This window comes from Pseudohalocynthiibacter sp. F2068 (assembly GCF_023015645.1).
GTDB lineage: Bacteria > Pseudomonadota > Alphaproteobacteria > Rhodobacterales > Rhodobacteraceae > Pseudohalocynthiibacter > Pseudohalocynthiibacter aestuariivivens.
In genome coordinates, this window is record NZ_JALKAK010000018.1 from 19,573 (window position 1) to 44,061 (window position 24,489).

Below are 24,489 nucleotides of genomic sequence, written 5' to 3' on the forward strand. Positions count from 1 at the left end.
ATTTTCCGGCATTGCTATGCGATTGCGGCAATGCTTTGCGCTCGTTACATTCTCTGGATGACTGATGATCTTGCCCGTTTGCAATTTGAAATATCGACTTGCCAGCTTTGTGCTCAGCGTTTCTCTGCAACAGAAACGCAGCATCGACCTAACCCTGTTGTCTGGTTTGACGCGGCACCCCGCATTCTGATCGTAGGTCAGGCGCCGGGCGCGCGCGTCCATCTTTCAAATATTCCATTTTCAGACCCGTCCGGGGACCGCTTGCGCAACTGGCTGGGTGTAACGGATGAAGAATTTTATGATCGTTCGCGCGTATCGATTTTGCCAATGGCTTTCTGTTTTCCGGGGTACAACGCGAAAGGCTCAGATTTGCCGCCGCCAAAGCTTTGCGCAGAAACCTGGCGCAGCAGGGTGATGAACCTTTTTGGAGAAGTTCCTCTAATCCTTGCGATCGGGGGGTATGCACAAAAATGGCATTTGGGTACGGCTGCGAACAACGGCGTAACTGCGACAGTTTCGACGTGGCAGGACTATGCACCTGCCGTCTTTCCCTTGCCCCATCCGTCCTGGCGCAATACTGGTTGGCTCAAGAAAAACCCATGGTTTGAGGCAGAGCTGATACCGGCTCTCAGAACCCGAGTACGAAAAGTGTTAGATGATGACTGAGAAGACCCCTTTGGACGCTGCCCATATCGCAATGGAAGCAGACAAGACCAACGATGTGGCGCGCCTGAAGTTCTTTGAACGTCTGGCAGACAGTGAACTTTTCCTGTTGTTGAAAAAAGAGCCAAGCGATGATCAGATTCTTCCAGAAATCTTCGAAGTCGAAGATGCCCATTTTGTGCTGGTCTTTGACCGCGAAGCGCGGCTTTCGGAATTTGCAGAGGGTATTGCACCCTATGCGGTTTTGTCCGGACGTGCGGTTGTGGAGATGCTTGAGGGGCAGGGGGTAGGTTTGGGGGTAAACCTTGGTGTCGCCCCGTCGTCAATTCTGATCCCACCTGGTGCCGTTAGCTGGCTGAGCGAAACGCTGAGCCAAAAGCCAGAGGAAGTCTCTGAAAGACCGGAGTCGCTTGAACCACCCAAGGGGCTTCCGGAAAACCTGATAGTTGCGCTTGATACGAAACTTGCGACAGCAGTTGGGCTTGCTACTTCTGCCTATCTGGTTGCCGTTGTCTATGAGGACGGTCGACGCGGGCATATGCTTGGCTATATTGATCCGGTGCCGGGGGCGGAAACTGCGCTTGCTCAGGCGACAGGTGAGGCTCTGACGTTTAGTGGGGTAGAGGCTGGAGTTATTGACGTAGCCTTCTTTCGAGCGTCAGACCCGCTATGCGCACAGTTGGCGCGTGTCGGGTTGCGGTTCGACCTGCTAGAACCGGTCAAGACCGAGACGCCCAAAGCCCCGGGAACGGACCCCAAAAAGCCACCGATCCTTTGGTGAACGTGCTTTTTGCACAGGCTAGTATCCAGCGGTCCTGTTAACCAGATGCAGATACGGCAAACCTGCTTCGCCACGGCGTATGTTTTCTGCGATGACCTGACTGGCGGTATCGCTGCGCGTTTCTGAGGCGATGTGCGGGGTAACGGTAACGTTCGGATGTGCCCAGTATGGATGGTCAGCAGGCAAGGGTTCGATACGGAATACATCTAACGTTGCATGGCCGGTTTGCCCGCTATCAAGTGCGGCAAGCAACGCGTCATCATTAATCAGCGGGCCGCGGCCAGGGTTGATAATCTTAGCGCCTTTTGGCATGAGTGCCAGCGTTTCTATATTTAAGATATTCTCGGTTTCCGGGGTTTTGGGAAGCAAGAGAACAAGAATTTCAGAGGACCGCAGAACAGTTTTCAGACCCTCTTCGCCACTGTGGCACGTGATATTATCAAGCTGTTTTTTACTTTTGCTCCAGCCAAGGACATTGAAGTTGAGTGCTGAAAGGGCCTCTCCACAGGCTTGCCCCAATGCACCAAGCCCAAGAATGCCAACAGTTCTGGTTCGCGCGAGCGGTGGAACATAGTCGCGCCAAACTCCGTCCTGGCCATGAATATGCAGGTCCATCCCTAAATGGTGCCGTAGAACATGGCCTGTTACCCATTCGACCATGCCTTCGCTTAGCCCGCTGTCAACCATCCGGGCCAGCGGAATTTTCAATGTTGGATTGCCGACAACATCCTCAACCCCAGCCCAGAGGCTCAAGACGGCCTTTGCCCGGCTGAATGGCGAAAAATCTTTAAGCGGTCCGTTTGGAGCGTAGACAATATAATCAATGATCGAGGGGTCGTCGCATTTGTCTGACAGAGAGTAGCTTAGCCCTTTTTCATCCAGCGCCTTGCGGAGGGGAGCCTCATATTCATCCCATCGCACGTCTTTTGCCGCAAAATAGATATGGATCATCGTATGAAACCCCGCGTCTTAAGTTATCCGTTACTTGTCGCACCAACGATCTAACGTGAGAAAGAAGCAGGGACCAGCGTGAAGTCGCGTCAAACATTAGCGAGGCCTGTGGACATGTGCGCTTTGGACGAGACCAAAAGCCACAAGAATAACAAGCATGGCAGAACCGCCATAAGACACGAGAGGCAAAGGCACACCAACAACAGGTGCGAGCCCCATAACCATGGACATGTTCACCGCGAAGAACAAAAAGAAAGTCGCCGCTATTCCCAGCGTAAGCAGAGAGGAAAACCGATCCTTATTGCGAAGCGCAGAAACAACACAAAAGAAGATTATCAGTGTATAGAGCGTGAGCAGTGAAACCCCGCCCACAAAGCCGAACTCTTCGGCGAGTGTCGTGAAAATAAAGTCTGTATGTTTTTCGGGCAAAAAGTTCAGCCGACTTTGCGTACCCTGCATGAAGCCGCGCCCGGTCCACCCGCCAGACCCAAGCGCGATCTTGGATTGCGTAATATGGTAACCCGCCCCTAGCGGGTCGCTTGAAGGATCAAGAAAGGTATCAATCCGGCGATACTGATAGTCTTTCAGGAATTGCCATTCCGTCCCACGCAGTTTGAAAACAGCTGTTATCGCGCCAACGCCGCTCGCAACGACGCCTGCAAAATAGTACCAGCTGACACCGGCAAGAAACATAATGATCCCCCCACCTGCTACCAAAAGGATGGCTGTTCCGAGATCAGGTTGGCGTAACACAAGGTAGGTTGGGACAAGGATCAGCAATATTGGGATGATTACCCAAAAGGGTCGGGATGTTTTCTTGACGTCAAGCCAGTCGTAGTAGGCAGCGAGGATCATCACTAGTGTAAATTTCGTTAATTCCGAAGGTTGCAGGCGCATGAAACCGAGGTCGATCCAGCGCTGAGCCCCCATGCCAACGGCACCAAACAGCTCTACCAGCAGCAAGAGCGCGAGCGAGCCAAGATATGCGACGCCAGCCATGTTGCGCCAAAACCAGATCGGGACCATTGCAACGAGGAACATCAAGACCATTCCAAGAGCAAACCGTTTCATCTGCGGTTCGACCCAAGGTGTCAAAGAGCCACCTGCAACAGAGAACAGCATCAGGAAACCAACACAGCTCACGGCCGTCAGCAGCAGGATCACAGGCCAGTTCAAGTGAAAAATCTTGCTTAGCCCGGTTGGCGCTGTCTTTAGGTTGTACTCCAGATAACTCATGCCTGATCTTTTCCGTCCTCGGCAGAACTGGGGTTGCGAAGCGGAAGTTCACGTTGCATCTCGCGTATTCGCTCGTGGTCTGCGGCGGGATAAGCTGCCAGAGGTGGTAATCCTCCGTAGAGCGCCTGCAGAACAATATCACGCGCGACAGGGGCTGCTGCTTTGGAACCGCCGCCGCCATGTTCCACCACAACAGATACCGCGATTTTTGGCGCATCAAATGGCGCGAAACATACGAACAAAGCGTGGTCGCGCTGCTCCCAGGGAACATCCTGATTTCGAACAACAGCACTGCGGACCTGGCTGGTGCCGGTTTTGCCGGCCATCCGAAATGCATCTTCAACGATACGTGACCTGAACGCGGTTCCACGCCGACTGTTAGAAACATCAAACATCGCGCGCCGTACCTGACGCAGCAGGTTTTCATTCAGACCCAAAGGCGTTCCGGCGTGGCTGGGTTGCTCAACACCATTGATTGATTTTACAAGCCTGGGCGTCACTGTCCTGCCAGTCGCCAAACGCGCTGCCATGATTGAAAGCTGTAGGGGCGAGGCCAACACAAACCCCTGTCCAATTGCTGCGTTCAGTGTATCGCCAACCTGCCATCCTTCGCCGTGTCGCTCTCTTTTCCAGTCCTTTGTCGGGGCAAGCCCCTGGGCAACAGCTGACATAGGCAGGTCGTGCCGTTCGCCGAGACCAAGAAGCCTTGCCATTGCCGAAATTTTTTCAATTCCAACACGCTGGGCAAGCTCGTAATAGTAGACGTCGCAAGATCGCATCAAGCTGTCGTGAAGGTTTACATTGCCATGTCCACCCCGCTTCCAGCAATGAAAACGGCGGCCACCGAGGTAGGTGTACCCAGGGCAGTAAACTGTATCTTCCGGCGACACTACGCCGTCGTGAAGTGCGGCGAGCGCAGTGACCATTTTAAACGTTGAACCCGGCGGGTAGGTACCCTGAACTGCCTTGCCTGCCAGTGGGCGGTATTTGTTTTCAGTCAACTCCGAATAGTCGGCGACGGAAATCCCACGAACGAATTTATTCGGATCGAACGACGGTGAAGATGCGATTGCAAGCAGGTCGCCCGTTTCCGTGTCAATGACAGATGCGGCAGCACTTTCGCCCGCAAGGCGCGCCTGTATGAAATTCTGCAAATCAGCGTCCACCGAAAGCTGGATATTCGCACCGGGTTCACCATCTATCCGGTCAAGTTCACGCATGACGCGGCCAGTTGCATTGACCTCAATACGGCGATGACCGGCTTTGCCGCGCAGTTCGTGTTCGAGTTTCGCCTCAACACCCGATTTGCCAATTTGAAATTTGGGAATCTGTAACAGCGGATCGGGGTCGTTCAACCGTTCAAGATCATAGTCGCTGACAGGTCCGACATAGCCCACAACATGGGCAAAATCCTGACCACGCGGGTAGCCCCGCGACAAACCAACCTCGGGCGTTACGCCGGGCAGGGCGGGTGCATTTACTGCAACGGCAGAGATATCTTCCCATCGCAGACGATCTGCAACAGTTACCGGTACAAAAGGGCTTCGGCGATAAATCTCGCGCGTGGCACGCTCAAGATCCTCTGCGGTAAGAGGCACAAGTTGCGCAAGGCGTGCAAGAACTTCTTCCACATCGCCTGCATCTTCACGCACCAGAACAATTTTGTAATTTTGTTCGTTAGCGGCCAGCAACGCGCCGTTGCGGTCGAACATCAGGCCTCTGGCCGGAGGCAACAGGCGCACGTTAATCCGGTTTTCTTCGGCCAACATGCGAAACTGGTCGGCCTGATCAACCTGCAAATACCGCATTCTGAGGCCGAGTGCACCGACAAAGGCCAATTGCGCCCCACCCATAATCAGACCACGCCGCGAAATCTTTCGCGAACTGAACTCTGAATCTTTAGCGGTGCGTTTCATCGAATTATGTCTCTATCTGTTCAGTTCTGCCGGGGTGATTTTCGAAACGCCAAGAGCGTATTTTGAGAATAGCACAGTCAAGGGATAGGCCAAACTGGTTGCAAGAAATTGCAGGATTGAAAGACCGAGAACGGGTGGATCAACCATCAGGATCAACAGGATCAGTCGGTTGCCAAGCAAAACACCCGCGATGACGACGGTTACAACTGCCCATTCCAAAAGAAATGGAAATTCACGAATGAAATGACTGCGCGCGCGCAAAAATTCGGTTCCCAATACAGCGAGCGCGGCCATTAACCCTGGTGGTCGCAAGAAAAACATATCCGAAATCAGAAAGACGATCCCAACCGAAAGCGCCGGAAGGTAGTCAGGCCGCCGCACCACCCAGCAGAATGATAAACAGATCAGCAGATCAGGCGCAGACCATTGGGTCGGAATAGTCTGCATCGGCAGAAGGTGGAAAAAAATAATGATGGCACAAAGACCCAGGAAAGCGACCCGATGGACCCAAATACGAGATGTCACCGGGTTAATCACTGGCTTCGACCCCGGTTGTTTCTGTTGTGTTTTCGGTGGTGGCAGGTGGTGCCAGCAAACCACCCGGGTCATGTATCTGTTCATGATCACGGCTGCGCAGAACACGTAAAAACTCAAGGCGCTCATAATCAGCTGCCAGTCGCACCCGCAATCGGCCATCTGTTCCAAGCGCGACTTGCCCCACAAGCAATCCGGCGGGAAAGACACCTCCGTCGCCGGAAGACACAACCCTGTCGCCGGGGCGTATGAGTTCCGGGTTTTCCAATAGTTCAAGGGGCGGTGCTGCGGTGTTGTCTCCTGTTAAAAGCGCGCGCTGGCCCGTTGGTTGGATCGCAACCGGGATTCGGCTGTTTGAATCTGTAAGCAAGATCACCCGGGCGGTGTTACGTCCGACACCCGAGATACGCCCGACAATTCCAATTCCGTCCATTGTTGCCCAGCCGTCTTTGATGCCGTCGCGTTTCCCAACATTCACCAACACGGATTGGCGAAAGGGTGACCCGCTGTCTGCAATCACAACTCCGGTAACATAAGTCAAAAGTGGGTCCAGCCGGACATTGTTCAGGTCAAGCAATCTCGCATTCTTTTGTTCTAACTGGAGCGCGGCCTCTTTCCATGCTTTCATCTGCTGGAGTTCGCGGCGCAGTTCCTGATTTTGTTCATAAATCCGTTGGTAACTCTGAAAGTCTGAAAACATCGATGTCGCGGCTGTTACAGGGCGCAACGCCCAATCAAAACTTGGCATAACCCTGTCGACCAGATTGGCACGAAATCGTTCGACCCGCGGGCTATCAACCCTCCAGAGTAAAAACAGACCGATAAGAACGAAAATCAGCAGACCGACCAGGATACGTCTGACCGGGCGGACGTATTCGTCGCCTGAATTTCTGTCCTTTGCCACGGCAATTCTCCGTGTCGCCTCATTCAGCTATCGTAATCGATCACATGGCGCAGCTGTTTTTCATACTCGAGTGCCTTGCCTGTTCCAAGCGCCACACAATTCAGAGATTCATCTGCGACCGAGATTGCAAGCCCGGTCTGTTCGCGCAAAGCCAAATCAAGTTCACCAAGTAATGCGCCACCACCGGTGAGCATAACGCCTCTGTCAACGATATCCGCCGCCAGATCAGGAGGCGTGGCCTCGAGCGCGATCATCACAGCCTCACAAATCTGCTGGACGGGTTCGGCCAGTGCTTCGGCGACCTGCGCCTGATTGATCTCGATTTCTTTTGGCACACCATTCAGCAAATCGCGTCCGCGAATTTGCATGGAGGCACCCCGCCCGTCATCCGGCATCCGTGCGGTCCCGATAGAGGTCTTGATGCGTTCGGCAGTGGATTCACCAATCAGAAGGTTTTGCTGACGGCGTAGGTAATTCACAATTGCCTCATCCATCCTGTCGCCACCGACACGCACGGAGCGGGCATAAACGATATCGCCAAGCGAAAGCACCGCAACTTCGGTTGTGCCGCCACCGATATCAACAACCATATTCCCGGTCGGGTCAGTGATGGGCATACCAGCGCCAATCGCAGCCGCAATCGGCTCAGCAATCAACCCCGCGCGGCGTGCGCCCGCAGACATAACTGACTGTCGGATGGCGCGCTTTTCAACGGGGGTCGCGCCATGTGGGACGCAGACGATAATTTTTGGTTTTGAAAACGTTGTTCGCTTGTGAACTTTCCGAATGAAATGTTTGATCATTTCCTCGGCTGTGTCAAAATCGGCAATCACGCCTTCGCGCATCGGCCGGATTGCCTGAATGCTGCCCGGAGTACGGCCCAACATAAGTTTAGCGTCTTCGCCGACCGCTAAAACTTTCTTAACACCATCCTTGATGTGGTAGGCGACCACAGAAGGTTCTGAAAGGACGACACCCTTGCCTTTCACGTAAACCAACGTATTGGCCGTGCCGAGGTCAATTGCCATATCGGAGGAAAAAAGGCCTCTGAGAAAATCTACCATTTTGTTTCGCAAACCTTCTAAATACAAAAATACGGTACAAGACTCATAGCCTCTTGATTGCTAAGACTTATGGGCTTTGCGTCGTCTACAGTAAAGGGGACTATACACAGAATACTGCGCAAAATCCTGCTGATTTCTGACTTTTTTAGGGTATTTGATAGCACAAATCGAACATTTTGCCAGAATCGCACTAAATTGGATGGTGTTGCAAGAGCGGGGGTTAGCCGCTCTTGCCAGAGGATTAATTCAAAGCTGCTGGTGCTGTTTTTTGACGGCGCACAAGCAAGCGGTTCAACGCGTTCACATATGCTTTGGCCGAAGCGACAACTGTATCAGTGTCAGCGGCCTGGCCCGTAGCGATTTTTCCGTCTTCTTCCATCCGCACGCTAACGGTTGCCTGAGCGTCCGTACCTTCGGTGACAGCGTGCACCTGATAAAGCTGCAAGTTCACGTTATGCGGAAACAGCGCCTTTACGGCGTTGAATGTTGCATCAACCGGACCGTCTCCGTGGGCAGTTGTGCTGGTTTCGCTGCCGTCGATTGACAGGGTAAGATCTGCTGTTTGAGGGCCTTCCGTTCCACAAACCACGCGAAGGTGTTTTACCTGAATATAGTCGTTTTCCGCGTCCGACGTACTGTCACGCATCAGCGCCAAAAGGTCGTCGTCGAAAACTTCTTTCTTACGATCAGCAAGCGCCTTGAAACGCACAAAGACATCTTTCAACTGGTTGTCTGCCAGGTCATAGCCAAGATCGCTAAGTTTAGAGCGCAATGCAGCGCGGCCGGAATGTTTGCCCATAACGATATTGGTTTCAGATAAACCGATGTCTTCGGGGCGCATGATTTCAAAAGTCTCGGCGTTCTTGAGCATTCCATCCTGATGAATGCCGCTTTCATGCGCAAAGGCGTTTTTCCCGACGATGGCCTTGTTGTACTGCACCGGAAAGCCAGACACGGTTGCGACACGGTGACTGATGTTCATGATACGGGTGGTATCTATGCGGGTTTGATAAGGCATGATGTCGTTGCGCACTTTCATTGCCATCACGACTTCTTCCAACGCAGTATTACCCGCACGTTCGCCAAGCCCGTTGATCGTGCATTCGATTTGCCGAGCGCCTGCGTCAACAGCCGCAAGCGAATTAGCTGTCGCCATGCCAAGGTCATTGTGGCAATGCGTGGCAAAAATGATATCGTCGGCACCTGGCACATTTTCGATCAACATCCGGATCAGTGCGGCGCTTTCACGTGGTGCAGTGTAGCCAACGGTATCCGGTATGTTGATGGTTGTGGCGCCAGCCTTGATCGCAATTTCAACGACGCGGCAAAGGTAATCATCTTCTGTCCGTGTTGCGTCCATTGGGGACCACTGCACATTGTCACACAAGTTGCGGGCGTGGGTTACCGTTTCGTGGATACGCTGGGCCATCTCATCCTTCGTGAGATTCGGGATGCCACGGTGCAGTGGGGACGTGCCGATAAACGTGTGAATCCGGGGCCGTGCCGCGTGTTTGACCGCCTCCCAGCACCGGTCGATGTCTCCAAAGCTTGCACGCGCAAGCCCGCATATAACCGCGTTCTTGGCCTGCGCAGAAATGGCACTGACGGCTTTGAAATCGCCTTCGGATGCAATTGGAAAACCGGCTTCGATAATATCGACGCCCATTTCGTCCAGCATTTCGGCGATTTCAACTTTTTCATCATGCGTCATTGTTGCGCCGGGGCTTTGTTCGCCGTCTCGCAACGTTGTGTCGAAAATCATGACGCGGTCCTGTTCGGATGCCACGTCAGCGGTCTGTTTGCCTTGGTCTGTCATTTTGATGATCTTTCGTCTTTGTCCTAAACCTAATATTTGGCGCGCTGCACATCCTCTGAGCGGTCGCGCCCAAGGGCACGCTCAGAGGCGGCTTAGGGGTAGGATAGCGCACAGACGCAAAGCGCCGCTTGAACGGCGAAGCGTGGAAGACATGATATGTGCGTTGGTCGTCATGAGAGCGGATAATAGAAGCTCTTTTGCAGATGAAAAGCCCCAAAATGGAATAAATCTGGCCATTTGTGATCCGGGTCTGCACGCGCGACGTAATACCTTTGATGCGCGAGGGAGCGGTCATGAGGCGGGTTTTGATTATTGGTGCCTCCGGAGGGATTGGCAGGGCTGTTGTTACAGCCTTGCGGGTCCAAGGTATTGTAGTTGTCGAACTCTCGCGCAGCACCGACGGTTTGGAAATTTGCGACGAAATCAACGTCGCGCAGCAATTTTCCGAATTAGACGGTCATTTCGATATGATTTTCGTTGCAACAGGCGCATTGGAAATCGAGGGGCAGGGGCCTGAGAAAACACTTATGTCTGTTACCCCGAGTTCTTTAAGGCGGCAGTTCAACGTAAATGCTATTGGACCCGTTATTTTGCTGAAACATGCACTTCGGCTTTTACCGCGTGACCAACGCGCGGTATTCGCGGTGCTCTCAGCCAGGGTTGGTTCTATTAGCGATAACCGTTTGGGCGGGTGGTATTCTTACCGCGCAGCCAAGGCTGCGCTTAACCAGCTTATTCACACGGCATCGATTGAAACCGCCAGAACACACCCGAAACTGATTTGTGCAGTTCTGCACCCTGGCACTGTCCAAACGGCTCTGACGAAGAAATACGCTGGTGGCAACCCGTCTGTTCCAGCAGAAGAAGCTGCAGATAATTTACTGCGCGTGATAGGCGGGTTGAGGGAGAAAGATAGCGGTGCATTCTTTGATTGGGCCGGGCATAAAATAGAATGGTAGCCGCGAAGATTACGGCTATTTTTGTTCAATCTTCAAGATAAAAACTTCTTTTAAATACTCTAAAGATGTTAGTCGTTTGTTTCCGTAGACGTTCCATCGTTGGTCGCATCTGACTCAACATCCGACACAAGCGCACCGTTTTCCCAATTGCCCTCTCTGACTTCGCCGCTCGCATAGCTCATGGTCCCCACGCCCTGGCGTTTGCCTGTCCGGAAACTGCCTTCATAGATATCACCGTTGCTGTAGGTCACACGACCTTGGCCATCTATTTCGCCGTTGACCCAGTTTCCGACATAGAGAAAACCATCCGGCATTGCGATTTCGCCCTGTCCATTTGGCTTTCCGTTCAGATGGTTTCCGGTGTAAACCGTGCCATCTGCATAAGTGGTTGTACCCATGCCACTGCGTTGGCCTTCAACCCATTCGCCCGTGTAGGTGAATCCGTCCGGGTAGGTCATTGTGCCCTGACCGTGGTTTCGCGCGTCGTGGAATTCGCCGTCGTAGACAAGGCCATTAGCGTAACGTGCGACACCACGCCCCTCAATTATGCCCGCGCGCCATTCACCCTCGTAGGTGCTGCCATCCGGATAGGTGATTGAACCGGTTCCATCGACCAGATCGTCCTTGAACGTACCGGCGTAAACAGACCCGTCAGGGTAAGTGACTTCACCTTCGCCTTCGATGCGCCCTTCAACCCAGCTTCCAACGTAGCTGTAGCCATCAGTGCTGGTCAGCCTTCCCTGACCGTGGCGCTGGTCGTTTTGGAAACTGCCTTCGTAAATATCCCTGTTGGCGTATGTCATGACGCCCTTGCCATCGCGGGCACCATTGGTCAGATCACCAACATAGACATCGCCATTGGGCTGTATCAGTTTGCCTTCGCCATTCATCTGGCCTTCGCGCCAAGTGCCTTCATATTTCAGACCATCAGGAGAGGTTAGTGTCCCCGTGCCCTCGCTGACACCACGTACCAGCGTTCCGGTGTAAACCGAGCCGTCAGGGTAGGTGATTGTACCGACACCTTCTTTGACGCCGTTGATCCATTCACCTTGGTAGACGTATCCGTTTGGGCTGCGCATCGTGCCAACACCGTGGTGCATCGCGTTTCTGAAGCCGCCTTCGTACTGAACACCATTTACATAAATCGCGATTCCGTTACCGTTTATTTCGCCAGCAACCCAGTCACCTTCATATGTCCCACCGTCAGCGAAGATAATTTTCCCAAAACCATCCGGTTTACCGGCAACAAAGCCGCCCTCATAGACAGAACCATTGGTAAAGCGTGCTATTCCCTGGCCGAGAATTTCGCCTTCAAACCATTCGCCGCTGTACTCATAACCGGAAGGCAACCGATATGTGCCGCGGCCATGCTGCAGACCATCCTGAAACGTTCCCTCATAAACGCCGCCTTTGTTGTCTTCAACGCGTTGAACATCTTCGTCTGTCTGGGCAAGGGCGGCACCGGAACCGAGAGCTGTAATTATAGCCGCAACCAGAATTGCACGTGTGTGTGTCTGTGCTCTTAGTAAGAACTGCACGGTATGCTCCCTATTACTTCATAAGAAAAACGCTCTGTATCGGGGACAGAGCCTACTCGGGCCAGCCGAGGCTTTCAACGAGTTTTGCAACCAGCGGACATAACTGGCCGAGCAACACCGGCGGGTTTTGGCAGCCATTGGCTTTTCCTCCGGCGTAACTCTGCTAAGAACGGCATACGAATTCCTTTGGGGGCAGATATGGCCGACACTTTTCGCCTTACACTGGCGCAGCTCAATCCAACGGTAGGCGCGCTAAGCGATAACGCCGCGAAAGCACGTGCAGCCTGGGAGGAAGGTAAGGCTGCAGGTGCCAATATGGTTGCGCTGACCGAGATGTTCATCACCGGCTACAACACGCAGGATCTGATAATGAAACCTGCGTTTATCGAAGATGCAACGCGCCACATAATGGCGTTGGCAAAAGACTGTGCAGACGGCCCGGCGCTGGGCATCGGTGGTCCGTTTCTGGAAGATGGCAAACTTTACAACGCCTACTTCATCCTGAAAGACGGCAAGGTTAAAAGTCGGGTTCTGAAACATCATCTGCCCAATGAAACAGTTTTTGACGAGGTAAGGCTCTTTGATTCCGGGTCGCTAGGCGGACCTTACAGCGTCGGGGAAACCCGCATCGGCAGCCCGATCTGCGAAGATGCATGGCACGAAGACGTTGCTGAAACGCTGGAAGAAACCGGCGCCGAGTTCTTACTGATTCCCAATGGGTCGCCCTATTTCCGCAATAAGATGGACGTGCGCTACGGGCATATGGTGGCCCGTGTCGTCGAAACTGGGTTACCGCTTGTTTATCTGAACATGATCGGGGGGCAGGATGATCAAGTCTTTGACGGGGGAACATTTGTGCTTAATCCCGGCGGTGAGCTTGCGGTGCAGATGCCGGTCTTTGACGAGTCGGTTTCGCATGTTGATTTTAAACGAACCGATGACGGGTGGCGTGTGGTTCCCGGTGAAATCGCAACCTTGCCCGATGAGTGGGAACAGGACTATCGCGCAATGGTCGAAAGCCTGCGCGATTATCTGCGCAAGACGGGCTTTGAAAAGATTCTACTGGGTCTGTCCGGCGGAATCGACAGTGCAATTGTCGCCACGATCGCGGTGGATGCGCTGGGTGCTGAAAACGTACGGTGTGTAATGCTGCCGTCCGAGTACACGGCGCAATCGTCGCTGGATGACGCGAAAGACGTCGCTGAGAACCTTGGCTGCCGCTATGATTTCGTTCCGATAGCCGAAGGACGCGCGGCGATCACAAACACGCTCGCACCATTTTTCGAAGGTATGGCACCCGGGCTGACAGAGGAAAACATCCAGTCCCGGCTACGTGGTTTGCTGCTGATGGCGATGTCGAACAAGTTTGGCGAAATGCTTCTGACCACAGGAAATAAATCTGAGATCGCGGTAGGATATGCGACGATCTACGGCGATATGGCGGGCGGCTATAACCCGATCAAGGACCTCTATAAAACGCGCGTGTTTGAGCAATGCCGCTGGCGCAATGCAAATCACCGATCTTGGATGGCGGGTCCAGCCGGTGAGGTCATTCCGGTGTCGATTATCGACAAACCCCCCACGGCCGAACTGCGCGAAGACCAGAAGGACGAAGATTCGCTACCGCCCTACGATATTCTCGACGCTATTTTGACCGGGCTGGTGGATGAGGAAAAATCGGTTGCCGAGCTGGTTGAGGCCGGATTTGAGCGCGAAACAGTCAAGAAAGTAGAGCATCTTCTCTACATCAGTGAATACAAGAGGTTTCAGTCAGCACCGGGAACGAGGTTGACCAAACATGCTTTCTGGCTCGACCGCCGCTATCCGATTGTGAACCGGTGGCGCGACGATAGCTGATATCGCGTTTGCTAAGACGAATTGCTTTCTGGCGTATCCCCCATCAAGTAGCGTGGGCCACTGCCTTTGCGTCGCGCCGTATCATCAGGGTTGTACAAGCGGCATTTTTTAAGTGACAGACACCCGCAACCGATACAGCCATCCAGATTGTCGCGCAGTTTTGTCAGTGTCTCGATGCGCGCATCCAACTCTGCGCGAAACACAAGGCTGATCTTGCTCCAATCCCCTTTGGTGGGTGTGCGGGATTCTGGCAGAAGCTGTAGCTGTTCGGCGATCTGTTCAATGGTAAAGCCAAACTGCTGTGCAATCCTAACGAAACTAAGACGCCTTATGTCAGAGCGTCGAAACCTGCGCTGACCGCCGTCATTTCGGGTTGGCCGCACCAAGCCTTGTGTTTCATAGTATCGGATAGCGGACACGGCGAGCCCGGTACGCGACGCAAGCTGGCCGATCGAAAGTACGTCAGAAGGGTGCATTCTGGTCTCCTGAATAAAAATCTTGACCTCAAGTTAACTTGAGCAATTACGCTAGACAAATCAAAGACGAATCGCAAAACAAACTCAAAGGAAAGATTCTATGGCACAGGCCGTCTTGGAACACGCGAACATAACCGTAACCAATGTGCAGAAAACCGCAGATATGCTGTGTAAACTGTTCGACTGGAAAATTCGTTGGGCGAGTGAACCCGGTGAATCAATGGATGGAGGGACGTCTTTCCATGTGGGATCAGACGAAAGCTACCTTGCGCTTTACACGAAAGGGGGCAAAGGCAATCCCGGCGACACCTACACGACGATTGGAGGATTGAACCATATCGGGGTCGTTGTAGATGATCTTGACCTGATTGAAGGTCGCGTACGAGAGATGGGGTTTGTTCCGAACAGTCACGCTGACTATGAACCGGGGCGGCGGTTTTATTTTGACGATCTTGACGGAATCGAGATTGAAGTGGTGTCTTACAACACCTGAGGACGAGCCGTTTTGATTCGTTGCCATCGCTTGGATGTGGTTTTGCGACTTCAACACGCAATGGCCAGTCAGTTCCGCCCGCGCGGACAGACGGGTAATTGCTGACATAGTCACCTTTGATGCAAGGCCAATCTGGACAAACCCGCGCGGCTGTGGAAAACGGACCTGATCAAGGAGTTACCCATGACCGTCACCCGTTTTGCCCCATCTCCCACCGGCTATATCCATGTTGGAAACCTGCGTACAGCGCTGTTTAACTATCTGATTGCGCGCAAATCCGGTGGGCAGTTTATTCTGCGCCTGGATGATACCGATCCTGAAAGATCCAAGCAGGAATATGCTGATGGCATCATGGAAGATCTGGAATGGCTGGGCCTGACGTGGGATCGCTTAGAAAAGCAGTCAGAACGGCTCGACCGATACGAAGCGGCTGCTGACGAATTGCGGACGATGGGGCGGTTTTATGAGTGCTTTGAATCGCCGACTGAGCTGGATTTAAAGCGCAAAAAACAGCTTAATATGAGCAAACCGCCGGTCTACGACCGCTCGTCCTTAAAACTTACCGAAGAACAAAGAGCGGAGTTTCGCAAAGAACGGGACGGGTATTGGCGTTTTCTGCTCGATCAGAAACGGATTGAGTGGACCGATGGCATTCTGGGAGAGATATCCATTGATGCCGCGAGCGTCTCTGACCCTGTGTTGATCAAGGCAGATGGTCAGTTTCTTTATACGTTGGCCTCTGTCTGCGATGACATTGACTTTGGCATTACGCATGTTGTGCGCGGCTCGGATCACGTCACAAACACGGCGACGCAAATTCAGATTATCGAAGCACTTGGTGGAAAAGTTCCAAGTTTCGCGCATCATTCCCTTCTGACAGGTCCGCAAGGCGAAGCGCTTTCGAAACGGCTTGGCACACTTGCCCTGCGTGATCTGCGCGAGCGAGGTGTGCAGCCAATGGCGCTTTTGTCACTTATGGCGCGCTTGGGGTCTTCTGACCCTGTTGAATTGTGCAGTTCAGTTGATGAGCTTGTAGAAGGTTTCGATCTTTCGAAATTCGGTGCAGCACCGACCAAATTTGATGTTGAGGACCTGTTCCCGCTCACCGCTCGTTTTAACCATGGGCTTGATTTCGCAGCGGTTTCTGAACAGGTCAGAGCACTTGGCGTGCCGGATCAACTAGCGCGGCAATTTTGGGACGTGACGCGCGAGAATATCACGGTTCTAGCGGACCTGGAGGAATGGTGGACCCTGTTTTCCGAAGGGGCAGAACCGGTCATTGATGATGAAGACGTCGAATTTGTTGCGACTGCAATGACATTGTTGCCGACTGCGCCCTATGACACAACAACATGGTCAGAATGGACCGCTGCTGTGAAAGCCGAGACAGGCCGCAAAGGCAGGGGCTTGTTTATGCCGCTGCGAAAGGCGCTGACGGGACAAAGCCATGGGCCCGACATGTCAGCCATGCTGCCATTGATGCAGGTGATCCGCGCAAAAATCTAAACGCCTGTGCGTAGATACCGGGCGTGTGTGCGTTCCGACCCCTAGTGTTTCCGCGGTTTTTTTCGCATGATGCGTATGAATTGAGGGGCGCAAGTGGCTGAACAGCAAGCTAAGTTTTTAAAAGGAAATCTGTTTCGCCACGTGTCTGTGATGTCTTTGACGGCATCTGTCGGTCTGATGGCGATTTTCCTGGTCGATTTCGTCGATATGGTTTTCATTTCGATGCTCGGAAAAGCAGAGCTAGCCGCGGCAGTCGGTTATGCTGGTGCTATTCTGTTTTTTACTTCGTCCTTTGGCATTGGAATGGCGATTGCTGCGGGTGCCTTGGTTGCCCGCGCTTTGGGTGAAGGCGACGCACATGTTGCGCGGCGTCGGGCAGCAACATCAATGATCTATGGTGTTGCTTTTGGGGCGGCTTTTTCAGCACTGGTCTGGTTCAATATTCGGCCTCTTGCAAAGCTGTTAGGTGCAAGTGGTGAGACATTGGATTTGGCAACCAGCTATCTGAGTATTATTGTTCCCAGTTTACCGGTTCTGCTGGTTGGTATGGTTGGCGGCGCGATCCTGCGCGCACATGGTGACGCCCGACGCGCAATGATGGCAACAATCTTTGGCGGGCTTGTGAATGCGATATTGGATCCGATCCTGATTTTCGGGTTGAATCTTGATTTGACTGGGGCTGCGATTGCAAGCGTTTTTGCGCGCGCGACAATCGCCGCGACGTCACTTGTGCCAATCTTGCGCTATTATGGTGGATTGGAAAAACCCACCGCAGCGGAGTTCCGGCAGGATTTTCCCACGATTCTTGCGATTGCCTTTCCAGCAATCCTGACTCAGCTCGCGACACCGGTCGGTCAGGCCTATGTCACCCGGTCTATGGCACAATTTGGTGAAGCGGCAGTTGCTGGAATGGCGATCACTGCAAGGCTCACACCCGTCGCCTTTGGTGTGCTTTTTGCGCTATCGGGTGCGATTGGACCGATCATCGGACAAAACTTCGGAGCGGGACAGCACGATAGGGTGCGAACGGCGTTTCGGGATGGCATCCTTTTTACTGCAATTTTCGTGACCAGCATGGCCGGTTTACTGTATTTGCTGCGCCCGTTTATCGCGGGTTTGTTCAATGCTGACGGTCTAACGCTGGACTTGGTTTACATGTTTTGTGGTCCTCTGGCGCTGGCCTTCTTTTTTAATGGGGTGATTTTCGTCAGCAACGCGTCGTTCAACAACCTGGGGCATCCGTTCTATTCGACATGGATCAATTGGGGACGTCATACGCTGGGAACAATTCCTTTGGTTATGCTTGGCAGCGCGTTGTTCGGAGCGAAGGGGGTTCTCATTGGGCAGGCCTTGGGTGGGGTAATTTTTGGCCTTATGGCAACCCTGATAGTAAGGCGCGTCATGCAGAAAAGTATCGATAAAACAGATATTAAAACGCCGTTGTTCCAGCGTCAGGCGCGGCTGTTACAGCTTTTTAATTACCGGAGATAGAGAACTGAGATAATCGTTTACCAACATCGTTTCAGAAGATGTCAATTTCTGGTGGCGGGAATAAATTGGTGCATCACGATCATCCAGAATTGGGGCCTCCCAACCATCGGTTGTTTCAAAAAAATGCTGAACGCCGCTTTCTCCGAACTCGGTCAAATATCCCTGAACAACGACATCAATGTAACTTAGCAAGATCGGGTTGTCTGATGTCGGTGCATAGTGACGTTCTGGGGGTATGGCATAGATCACAACATCTGCAGGGTGAGGGATCTCATGCTCGACGGCTTCCGTGGCATCAATTCTGTCATATGCTCTTTCGCGTTCATCAAGCGCGTTCCATTCGCTGATGGGTACACCCGCGACAAGGCCTTCAATGTAATCGCCCGGGGCTTTAACCGCAGTCAGGAAACTGACACGTCGCACAGGCGAATGACGCCACGCCCTGCGCCAACCGTTTACACGCGCTGGCATAGGGTTTTCATATTCATGTGTTCGTCGGTTCACGAGAGACCCGTAACCGAAAAAGTAGGGATAACGCATTTGCGAATACTGTAGATTTTGCTGATCAGAGGCAATCGAATTTGAGGCATAATGGGGTTTGTTAACCGTTTTGTGTAAGAAATAAATATTTTGTTAAGAAAAAAACAATTTAATAACAACGTTTTGCTACCTAAGTTTGCGTGTAATCCTATTCATTTCAACACCATGTATTTCCAGAAAGGAGATCTTGGCATATTGTGTTGACGTCACGTAAACTTATTTTTGCTATTCATGCGCCGATTGGAAAATTAATGGATGAAAAAAAGGTGCATACAACATCTATTCGGGAAAACCTCAGGACCAGGTATAAAGATTTAACTTTAGAAGCGCTCACGGTTCGCTACGCCGTGCTGAAATCGCTTCAAATGTTGGACGAACTGTCACCTGCTGAACGGGCACAAGTTTCGATCATGTTAGCGCGTGATCTGGTTCAAACAGCTGAAAAAGCAGTTGAAATTTCCGACAGAGAACAATTGCAAGTTTTACAGTCGAGCCTTATTGACCTGATCGCCAACGTACAGAGTGTTTAACGGGATAGCGCCGTGCTGATCAAAGCGGCAAGTGCTGCGACTGAAGCAATCCAACCGAAAAACCAGAACTTTCCAGCGATAACATCCTCTGCATATGAAGCAGCGAATTGTGTCTTGCCATAATGCGCCAGAGAAAACGCAGCAATAAGGGCTGCGCAGAGAAGTAAGTACCTTTTTAGTCTTCTGGTGCGGATCAGGTGGAAGACAACCGATACGGAAAGACCCAGTATCAGCCCGATTAAAACAACTTTCATTGCCCAAAGTGGGTGTGCGCCCAAAACAACCGGGACATTCAGAAATTGCATGCCAAACAGGTAAGCCGAAGTAAGAACTGCCGGTAAACCGAACTTCTTAACAATCACTGTTAACCCTCCGTAAGATCATCATAACACATAATAATATCATACGGATATGCTCGAAATCCAAACAGAATTTCGTTGCCCAAGGGGTTATGGTCAGACACCCCGATGGTTTTTGTTACCTGCTAGCGGGTGAATTTTTTGTATTTGATCCGCTTTGGTTCCAGCGCATCAGCGCCCAGGCGACGTTTCTTGTCCTCTTCGTATTCTTCAAAGTTTCCTTCGAACCATTCAACATGTGCTTCGCCCTCAAAGGCCAGGATATGGGTGCAAATCCGGTCGAGAAAAAAGCGGTCGTGGCTGATGACGACTGCGCAGCCTGCAAAATTCACCAATGCGTCTTCAAGCGCCCTTAGGGTTTCGACATCAAGATCGTTCGTCGGTTCGTCGAGCAACAGCACGTTGCCGCCCGCGCGCAGAAGGCGTGCCATATGAACCCGATTCCGCTCACCCCCTGACAGTAAGGAAACTTTCTTTTGCTGTGTTGAGCCTTTGAAATTAAAAGAAGAACAGTAGGCGCGTGCGTTCACTTCGGCGTCGCCAAGCTGAATCACGTCAAGACCGTCTGCGATCGCTTCCCAAACGGTTGCATTGGGCTCCAGATCATCACGGTTCTGGTCGACATAGGATAGCTGAACGGTATCGCCGTATTCAATCGTGCCTTCATCGGGTTGAATTTCTCCGGTCAACATACGGAACAGTGTTGTTTTACCAGCACCGTTTGGCCCAATCACACCAACAATCCCACCAGGCGGTAGGCTGAAGGACAGATCTTCAATTAATAGCTTGTCGCCCATGTGTTTTTTCAAACCGTTGACTTCGATCACCTTGTTTCCAAGGCGCGGTCCGTTCGGGATGATGATCTGGGCCCGGCCGAGTTTTTCCCGCTCGGACTGATTTGCAAGGTCGTTATAGGAATTGATCCGGGCTTTGGATTTTGCCTGACGCGCCTTAGGCGACGCACGCATCCATTCAAGTTCGCGCTCAAGCGTTTTTTGTTTGGATTTGTCTTCACGAGCTTCTTGCGAAAGGCGCTTGGCTTTTTGTTCAAGCCAGCTTGAGTAGTTGCCTTCCCAAGGCACGCCTGCGCCACGGTCAAGTTCCAGAATCCAGCTTGTAATGTCATCAAGGAAGTACCGGTCGTGTGTGACGATCAGGATCGTGCCTTTGTAATCCATCAGATGCTGTTGCAGCCAGGCTATGGTTTCTGCGTCAAGGTGGTTGGTTGGTTCGTCAAGCAGCAGCATGTCGGGTGCGTCAAGCAAGAGTTTGCAAAGCGCAACACGGCGTTTTTCCCCGCCCGAAAGCGAAGTAACATCCGCATCATCCGGTGGGCAACGCAGCGCTTCCATGCTGACGTCGATCTGCGCGTCGAGATCCCAAAGGTTCTGCGCGTCGATCTCATCCTGAAGGCGGGCCATTTCATCTGCGGTTTCTTCAGAGTAGTTGATCGCGAGTTCGTTGTAACGATCAAGTATCGCCTTTTTGTCAGCGACACCAAGCATAACATTGCCGCGCACGTCGAGTGACGGGTCAAGCTCTGGTTCCTGCGGCAGATACCCAACACGCGCACCTTCTGCGGCCCAAGCTTCGCCGGAAAAATCGCTATCAAGCCCCGCCATGATCTTCAGAAGTGTCGATTTACCCGCGCCGTTCACACCAACAACGCCAATCTTTACACCGGGCAAAAAAGACAGGCGGATGTTTTCAAAACATTTTTTACCACCGGGGTAGGTTTTTGAAACTCCGTCCATGTGGTAAACATACTGATAGGAGGCCATGTGCATTTCCTTGAATAACAGATATCCGAGACTCGAGAGGTTCTAGAGTTTGGCCAAGGGTTTTGCAATCAGCTTAGAGAAGGTGCAAAGCAGGAAACGCTGACCGGATCAAATCCGGCGTGTCTACGGTTTCACGCTGACGCAGCCCGCAATCGCTTCAGAGCAAATGACGTCAATACTATTTCTGCTCTCCTATCTTTCAGAACAATTGGTTAGAGAGGTCTTTATGCGCCACGGAATGCCATATGCACCAACCAATCAGGTGATCGGATTGCTGGGCGGATCATTTGATCCGCCTCATATGGGGCATGTCCATATTTCGCAGGAGGCAATGAAGCGATTCAGGCTTGACCGGGTCTGGTGGCTGGTCAGCCCCGGCAACCCTTTGAAGACGCGGGGGCCTGCGCCTCTTGAGAAACGCCTCGATGCGTGTCGGAAACTTGTAAAGCACCCGCGTATCGAAATCAGTGATTTTGAGGCGAAGATCGGAACGCGGTACACGGCTGAAACTCTGGAAGCTCTGTTCCAACATTATCCACAGCAGCGGTTCGTTTGGCTGATGGGGGCGGATAATCTGGCGTCGTTTCACAAGTGGGATCGATGGCAGTGGATTATGGAAAATATTCCGGTTGGCGTAATCGCGCGACCTGGCGACCGTATAACAGCCCGGCTTTCCCCGGCAGCAAAGCGATATGCCCGTTTCAGACTGCGTGGGCGAGAGTCAGTGTACCTGTCACGGGCAGAACCACCGGCATGGTGTTTTATAAATGCACCAATGGTGGACATATCTTCGACAGATATTCGCGCAAAGGGACGATGGGCAGGATAGCCTTGCTCGGAACAAATTCTCGGGGTTAAATCTCTTTATGACCAAGGATTTTTCTCGCCGGTTCGTTTTATCGGGACTAATTGCTGCTGCATCGGGACCCGCCTTTGCAGACGCGCCTTTGCGTTCGTTGCGCCCCGCTGTGCGCCCAGGTGTCATTCAGAGGGCAGCAGGACCATCAGCTGACCGTCTTGTAAGGGCGGCGGAGCTTGGAACAGGTCGGGTTGGTTATGTTGTGGCTGATGCGCACACCGGGCAAATGCTTGAAACGATGAATCCGTTGCTGCCGCTGCCACCGGCGAGCGTGGCAAAAGCCATAACAACGCTTTACGCCTTGGACCGGCTTGGCGCTGGGTATCGGTTTCGCACCAGGCTTTACGCAACAGGCCCGATACGGAACGGCAAGCTTGAGGGTGACTTGATACTGGTTGGCGGTGGTGATCCGGTGCTCAACACAGACATGCTTGGCAATATGGCGCGCGATTTGAAAGCCGCGGGCGTTAACGAAATTACCGGTCAGTTTCGGGTTCATTCGGCCGCTTTGCCTTATGTCAGAGCAATTGATGCCAGCCAGCCCGAACATCTGGGATACAACCCATCGGTTTCTGGTTTAAATTTGAATTTTAACCGCGTTCATTTTGAGTGGAAGCGACAGTCAGACGAATATGAAGTCATCATGGACGCCCGCGCCGAACGGTTTCGTCCGCGAGTTCATGTGTCCAGCATGCAGGTGGTGAACCGTTCTTATCCAGTTTATACATATACTGACACGCAGGGCAGCGATAGCTGGACCGTCGCGCGCGGCGCCTTGGGAAATGGCGGAAGTCGCTGGCTTCCGGTGCGCAAGCCCGAGCTTTACGCCGCCGAGGTTTTTCAGACGCTGGCCCGTTCGCACGGGATCGTTTTGCCAAGAGCGCGAACGATTGCCTCGACAACAACTGGAACGATTGTTGTCGAGCACAGTAGCACCGAACTGCGCCTGATCCTGCGTAATATGCTAAAATACTCTACAAATTTAACGGCAGAAGCCGTGGGGATGACCGCGAGTTCTGTTTCCGGAGGCCGCGTTCATAGCCTGCGCGGCTCTGCACGTGAGATGGCGGCTTGGCTGACTGAAAACCTAGGTGCAAATCGCGCCCGGTTTGTAGATCATTCCGGACTTGGCGATGAGTCACAACTTTCGGCGCGTGACATGGTCCGCATGTTGTTAAAAACAGGCCCAGAGAGCGCGTTGCGGCCAATGATGAAAGATATAGCCATTCGCGACAATCAGGGACGAGTCGTTCGCAACCATGCAATTTCGGTAAAAGCAAAGACCGGTACGCTTAACTTTGTGTCCTCACTGGCGGGGTATGCCCGGACACCGCGCGGGCGTGATCTTGCGTTCGCGATATTTACGGCCGACACGGACAGGCGCGCGCAGGTGAGCCCGCCAGAGCGCGAAGTGCCACCCGGCGCGCGCAGTTGGAAAGGCCGGTCGAGGCGGCTCCAGCAGCAGCTTATCCGTCGCTGGGCGGATCGATACGAGCGATAAGCTTGGTAACATGTCAGCCAGCCCATTGGTCTTAGGCCCGAGGTTTTAAATTGAGACGCGTTCCGCGTCATTCTTTCTGGCACTTCGTGCGGTTTCGCGCGCTGCGCGGGGATATTTTAAGGATAAAGAAAGAACGGTTTGGGTGTTGTTTTGTGTCCGGTTGTCTTTGTGAAATGACTTAGTTTGAGAGTTGGAGAATACTAAAGAGTTTGATGTCTGGCGCGCGCACCACGTTCGATGGCTGCACCATGAAGACGATCAATGTTCAGCTCATAGCGAATTTCTTCGAGGAGGCGGAGTTCAGTTTCCTGAAGGCGGCCATCTGCAGCCGCGACATCACAGGCGAGGGCGTATGCGGTTTCATAAAGTTTTTCCGGCAGGTTATCTTTAACGAGACCAAAGAGCGCGTCCAGTCCATCTTCTTCTTCGAAGAGGTCAAACACAGTTTGGCTTATCGTCGTTATACGATCCTGATCATAGTCGCCAAAAACGGGTAAATGATTCATAATACGTTGGATCGTGATAAGTTCCGATGTGCGTATGTTTTCATCTGAGGCAGAAACGGCGATCATCAGAGCAACAAGACTGTCCTGAGGGGTCAGAGCATGTGGGGCTTGGGTCACGTTATTATCCTTATTGGGCCCAAAGAGGGCATGTAACTACAGATCAATTTATTGACGTCAGCGAGGGGGAGCAATAGGAGACATCAGGTGTTACGGCGCAGGGCCGGAAGA

Annotated in this window: 23 protein-coding genes; 10 read left to right on the forward strand and 13 right to left on the reverse strand. The window is 52.6% G+C overall.

From position 1 onward, the window contains the following. Window positions 1-57 precede the first annotated feature (57 nt). Together MWU63_RS17270 and MWU63_RS17275 are read left to right on the forward strand one after the other, a co-directional pair. Window positions 58-666, forward strand: a complete 609-nt coding sequence (locus MWU63_RS17270; RefSeq protein ID WP_213890682.1) for a uracil-DNA glycosylase family protein — start codon at window positions 58-60, stop codon at window positions 664-666. Continuing rightward, window positions 659-1,444 carry an SseB family protein gene (locus MWU63_RS17275; RefSeq protein ID WP_213890681.1) on the forward strand — a complete coding sequence of 262 codons (786 nt, stop codon included), beginning with the start codon at window positions 659-661 and terminating at the stop codon, window positions 1,442-1,444. The genes MWU63_RS17270 and MWU63_RS17275 overlap by 8 nt, the downstream gene beginning before the upstream one ends. Before the next feature lie 18 nt (window positions 1,445-1,462). Here the strand turns inward: MWU63_RS17275 and MWU63_RS17280 are convergent, their stop codons facing one another. The 7 genes from MWU63_RS17280 to MWU63_RS17310 all read right to left on the reverse strand — a co-directional run bounded on the left by MWU63_RS17280 (window position 1,463) and on the right by MWU63_RS17310 (window position 9,865). Beyond that, window positions 1,463-2,395 carry a glyoxylate/hydroxypyruvate reductase A gene (locus tag MWU63_RS17280; RefSeq protein WP_213890680.1) on the reverse strand — a complete coding sequence of 311 codons (933 nt, stop codon included), beginning with the start codon at window positions 2,393-2,395 and terminating at the stop codon, window positions 1,463-1,465. Between the two features lie 96 nt (window positions 2,396-2,491). After that, complete coding sequence (gene rodA, locus MWU63_RS17285; protein WP_213890679.1) at window positions 2,492-3,631, reverse strand: rod shape-determining protein RodA; 1,140 nt, start codon at window positions 3,629-3,631, stop codon at window positions 2,492-2,494. Beyond that, window positions 3,628-5,547, reverse strand: a complete 1,920-nt coding sequence (mrdA, locus tag MWU63_RS17290; protein ID WP_213890678.1) for a penicillin-binding protein 2 — start codon at window positions 5,545-5,547, stop codon at window positions 3,628-3,630. The genes rodA and mrdA overlap by 4 nt, the downstream gene beginning before the upstream one ends. A 12-nt stretch (window positions 5,548-5,559) precedes the next feature. Beyond that, on the reverse strand, window positions 5,560-6,072 hold the full coding sequence (locus tag MWU63_RS17295; RefSeq protein ID WP_247078994.1) for a rod shape-determining protein MreD: 513 nt from the start codon (window positions 6,070-6,072) through the stop codon (window positions 5,560-5,562). A gap of 4 nt (window positions 6,073-6,076) precedes the next feature. Next, on the reverse strand, window positions 6,077-6,985 hold the full coding sequence (gene mreC / locus MWU63_RS17300) for a rod shape-determining protein MreC (protein WP_213890676.1): 909 nt from the start codon (window positions 6,983-6,985) through the stop codon (window positions 6,077-6,079). Between the two features lie 23 nt (window positions 6,986-7,008). Next, entirely contained in the window at window positions 7,009-8,049 is a 1,041-nt protein-coding gene (locus tag MWU63_RS17305) for a rod shape-determining protein (RefSeq protein ID WP_213890675.1), read from the reverse strand. A gap of 241 nt (window positions 8,050-8,290) precedes the next feature. After that, window positions 8,291-9,865 (reverse strand): 2-isopropylmalate synthase, encoded by a 1,575-nt coding sequence (locus MWU63_RS17310; protein ID WP_213890674.1) that lies wholly within the window; start codon window positions 9,863-9,865, stop codon window positions 8,291-8,293. A gap of 293 nt (window positions 9,866-10,158) precedes the next feature. On the opposite strand from MWU63_RS17310, the gene MWU63_RS17315 reads away from it, so the two are divergent. Then, complete coding sequence (locus tag MWU63_RS17315; protein WP_213890673.1) at window positions 10,159-10,824, forward strand: SDR family NAD(P)-dependent oxidoreductase; 666 nt, start codon at window positions 10,159-10,161, stop codon at window positions 10,822-10,824. Window positions 10,825-10,892: 68 nt separating this feature from the next. On the opposite strand, the gene MWU63_RS17320 is transcribed toward MWU63_RS17315, so the two are convergent. Further along, window positions 10,893-12,362 (reverse strand): 2-isopropylmalate synthase, encoded by a 1,470-nt coding sequence (locus MWU63_RS17320; protein WP_247078995.1) that lies wholly within the window; start codon window positions 12,360-12,362, stop codon window positions 10,893-10,895. Between the two features lie 198 nt (window positions 12,363-12,560). Here MWU63_RS17320 and MWU63_RS17325 point away from each other — a divergent pair, with 198 nt between their 5' ends. Next, window positions 12,561-14,219, forward strand: coding sequence for an NAD+ synthase (locus MWU63_RS17325; RefSeq protein ID WP_213890672.1), 1,659 nt, complete (start codon window positions 12,561-12,563; stop codon window positions 14,217-14,219). A gap of 11 nt (window positions 14,220-14,230) precedes the next feature. On the opposite strand, the gene soxR is transcribed toward MWU63_RS17325, so the two are convergent. After that, window positions 14,231-14,695 carry a redox-sensitive transcriptional activator SoxR gene (gene soxR, locus MWU63_RS17330; protein ID WP_213890671.1) on the reverse strand — a complete coding sequence of 155 codons (465 nt, stop codon included), beginning with the start codon at window positions 14,693-14,695 and terminating at the stop codon, window positions 14,231-14,233. A gap of 100 nt (window positions 14,696-14,795) precedes the next feature. On the opposite strand from soxR, the gene MWU63_RS17335 reads away from it, so the two are divergent. The 3 genes from MWU63_RS17335 to MWU63_RS17345 all read left to right on the forward strand — a co-directional run bounded on the left by MWU63_RS17335 (window position 14,796) and on the right by MWU63_RS17345 (window position 18,185). Next, window positions 14,796-15,188 (forward strand): VOC family protein, encoded by a 393-nt coding sequence (locus MWU63_RS17335; protein WP_213890670.1) that lies wholly within the window; start codon window positions 14,796-14,798, stop codon window positions 15,186-15,188. A gap of 183 nt (window positions 15,189-15,371) precedes the next feature. After that, the gene (gltX, locus tag MWU63_RS17340) at window positions 15,372-16,694 is read left to right on the forward strand and encodes a glutamate--tRNA ligase (RefSeq protein WP_213890669.1); all 1,323 of its coding nucleotides are present in this window, start codon (window positions 15,372-15,374) and stop codon (window positions 16,692-16,694) included. 93 nt (window positions 16,695-16,787) lie between these two features. Further along, the gene (locus MWU63_RS17345; protein ID WP_213890668.1) at window positions 16,788-18,185 is read left to right on the forward strand and encodes an MATE family efflux transporter; all 1,398 of its coding nucleotides are present in this window, start codon (window positions 16,788-16,790) and stop codon (window positions 18,183-18,185) included. Here the strand turns inward: MWU63_RS17345 and MWU63_RS17350 are convergent. Further along, a complete protein-coding gene (locus MWU63_RS17350) occupies window positions 18,159-18,656 on the reverse strand; it encodes a gamma-glutamylcyclotransferase family protein (protein WP_348646249.1) in 498 nt (165 codons plus the stop codon). The genes MWU63_RS17345 and MWU63_RS17350 overlap by 27 nt on opposite strands. Before the next feature lie 320 nt (window positions 18,657-18,976). On the opposite strand from MWU63_RS17350, the gene MWU63_RS17355 reads away from it, so the two are divergent. Further along, the gene (locus tag MWU63_RS17355; RefSeq protein WP_247078998.1) at window positions 18,977-19,255 is read left to right on the forward strand and encodes a hypothetical protein; all 279 of its coding nucleotides are present in this window, start codon (window positions 18,977-18,979) and stop codon (window positions 19,253-19,255) included. Here the strand turns inward: MWU63_RS17355 and MWU63_RS17360 are convergent. Then, window positions 19,252-19,617, reverse strand: a complete 366-nt coding sequence (locus MWU63_RS17360; RefSeq protein WP_213890665.1) for a hypothetical protein — start codon at window positions 19,615-19,617, stop codon at window positions 19,252-19,254. The genes MWU63_RS17355 and MWU63_RS17360 overlap by 4 nt on opposite strands. A gap of 122 nt (window positions 19,618-19,739) precedes the next feature. Then, a complete protein-coding gene (gene ettA / locus MWU63_RS17365; protein ID WP_213890664.1) occupies window positions 19,740-21,395 on the reverse strand; it encodes an energy-dependent translational throttle protein EttA in 1,656 nt (551 codons plus the stop codon). Between the two features lie 226 nt (window positions 21,396-21,621). On the opposite strand from ettA, the gene MWU63_RS17370 reads away from it, so the two are divergent. Together MWU63_RS17370 and dacB are read left to right on the forward strand one after the other, a co-directional pair. Further along, window positions 21,622-22,224: a nicotinate-nucleotide adenylyltransferase gene (locus tag MWU63_RS17370; RefSeq protein ID WP_213890663.1), complete on the forward strand. Its 603-nt coding sequence runs from the start codon at window positions 21,622-21,624 to the stop codon at window positions 22,222-22,224. A gap of 37 nt (window positions 22,225-22,261) precedes the next feature. After that, window positions 22,262-23,755, forward strand: a complete 1,494-nt coding sequence (gene dacB, locus MWU63_RS17375) for a D-alanyl-D-alanine carboxypeptidase/D-alanyl-D-alanine-endopeptidase (RefSeq protein ID WP_213890662.1) — start codon at window positions 22,262-22,264, stop codon at window positions 23,753-23,755. A gap of 200 nt (window positions 23,756-23,955) precedes the next feature. Here the strand turns inward: dacB and MWU63_RS17380 are convergent, their stop codons facing one another. Next, window positions 23,956-24,378 (reverse strand): tellurite resistance TerB family protein, encoded by a 423-nt coding sequence (locus MWU63_RS17380; protein WP_213890661.1) that lies wholly within the window; start codon window positions 24,376-24,378, stop codon window positions 23,956-23,958. Window positions 24,379-24,489 lie beyond the last annotated feature (111 nt).

Coding starts and splice junctions, on each gene's coding strand:
- gltX (WP_213890669.1), top strand. CDS start 15,372: ATGACCGTCACCCGTTTTGCCCCATCTCCCACCGGCTATATCCATGTT.
- MWU63_RS17315 (WP_213890673.1), top strand. CDS start 10,159: ATGAGGCGGGTTTTGATTATTGGTGCCTCCGGAGGGATTGGCAGGGCT.
- MWU63_RS17325 (WP_213890672.1), top strand. CDS start 12,561: ATGGCCGACACTTTTCGCCTTACACTGGCGCAGCTCAATCCAACGGTA.
- MWU63_RS17355 (WP_247078998.1), top strand. CDS start 18,977: ATGGATGAAAAAAAGGTGCATACAACATCTATTCGGGAAAACCTCAGG.
- MWU63_RS17350 (WP_348646249.1), bottom strand. CDS start 18,656: ATGCCAGCGCGTGTAAACGGTTGGCGCAGGGCGTGGCGTCATTCGCCT.
- mrdA (WP_213890678.1), bottom strand. CDS start 5,547: ATGAAACGCACCGCTAAAGATTCAGAGTTCAGTTCGCGAAAGATTTCG.
- MWU63_RS17270 (WP_213890682.1), top strand. CDS start 58: ATGACTGATGATCTTGCCCGTTTGCAATTTGAAATATCGACTTGCCAG.
- MWU63_RS17310 (WP_213890674.1), bottom strand. CDS start 9,865: ATGACAGACCAAGGCAAACAGACCGCTGACGTGGCATCCGAACAGGAC.
- MWU63_RS17370 (WP_213890663.1), top strand. CDS start 21,622: ATGCGCCACGGAATGCCATATGCACCAACCAATCAGGTGATCGGATTG.
- soxR (WP_213890671.1), bottom strand. CDS start 14,695: ATGCACCCTTCTGACGTACTTTCGATCGGCCAGCTTGCGTCGCGTACC.
- dacB (WP_213890662.1), top strand. CDS start 22,262: ATGACCAAGGATTTTTCTCGCCGGTTCGTTTTATCGGGACTAATTGCT.
- MWU63_RS17305 (WP_213890675.1), bottom strand. CDS start 8,049: ATGGTAGATTTTCTCAGAGGCCTTTTTTCCTCCGATATGGCAATTGAC.
- rodA (WP_213890679.1), bottom strand. CDS start 3,631: ATGAGTTATCTGGAGTACAACCTAAAGACAGCGCCAACCGGGCTAAGC.
- MWU63_RS17280 (WP_213890680.1), bottom strand. CDS start 2,395: ATGATCCATATCTATTTTGCGGCAAAAGACGTGCGATGGGATGAATAT.
- ettA (WP_213890664.1), bottom strand. CDS start 21,395: ATGGCCTCCTATCAGTATGTTTACCACATGGACGGAGTTTCAAAAACC.
- MWU63_RS17275 (WP_213890681.1), top strand. CDS start 659: ATGACTGAGAAGACCCCTTTGGACGCTGCCCATATCGCAATGGAAGCA.
- MWU63_RS17335 (WP_213890670.1), top strand. CDS start 14,796: ATGGCACAGGCCGTCTTGGAACACGCGAACATAACCGTAACCAATGTG.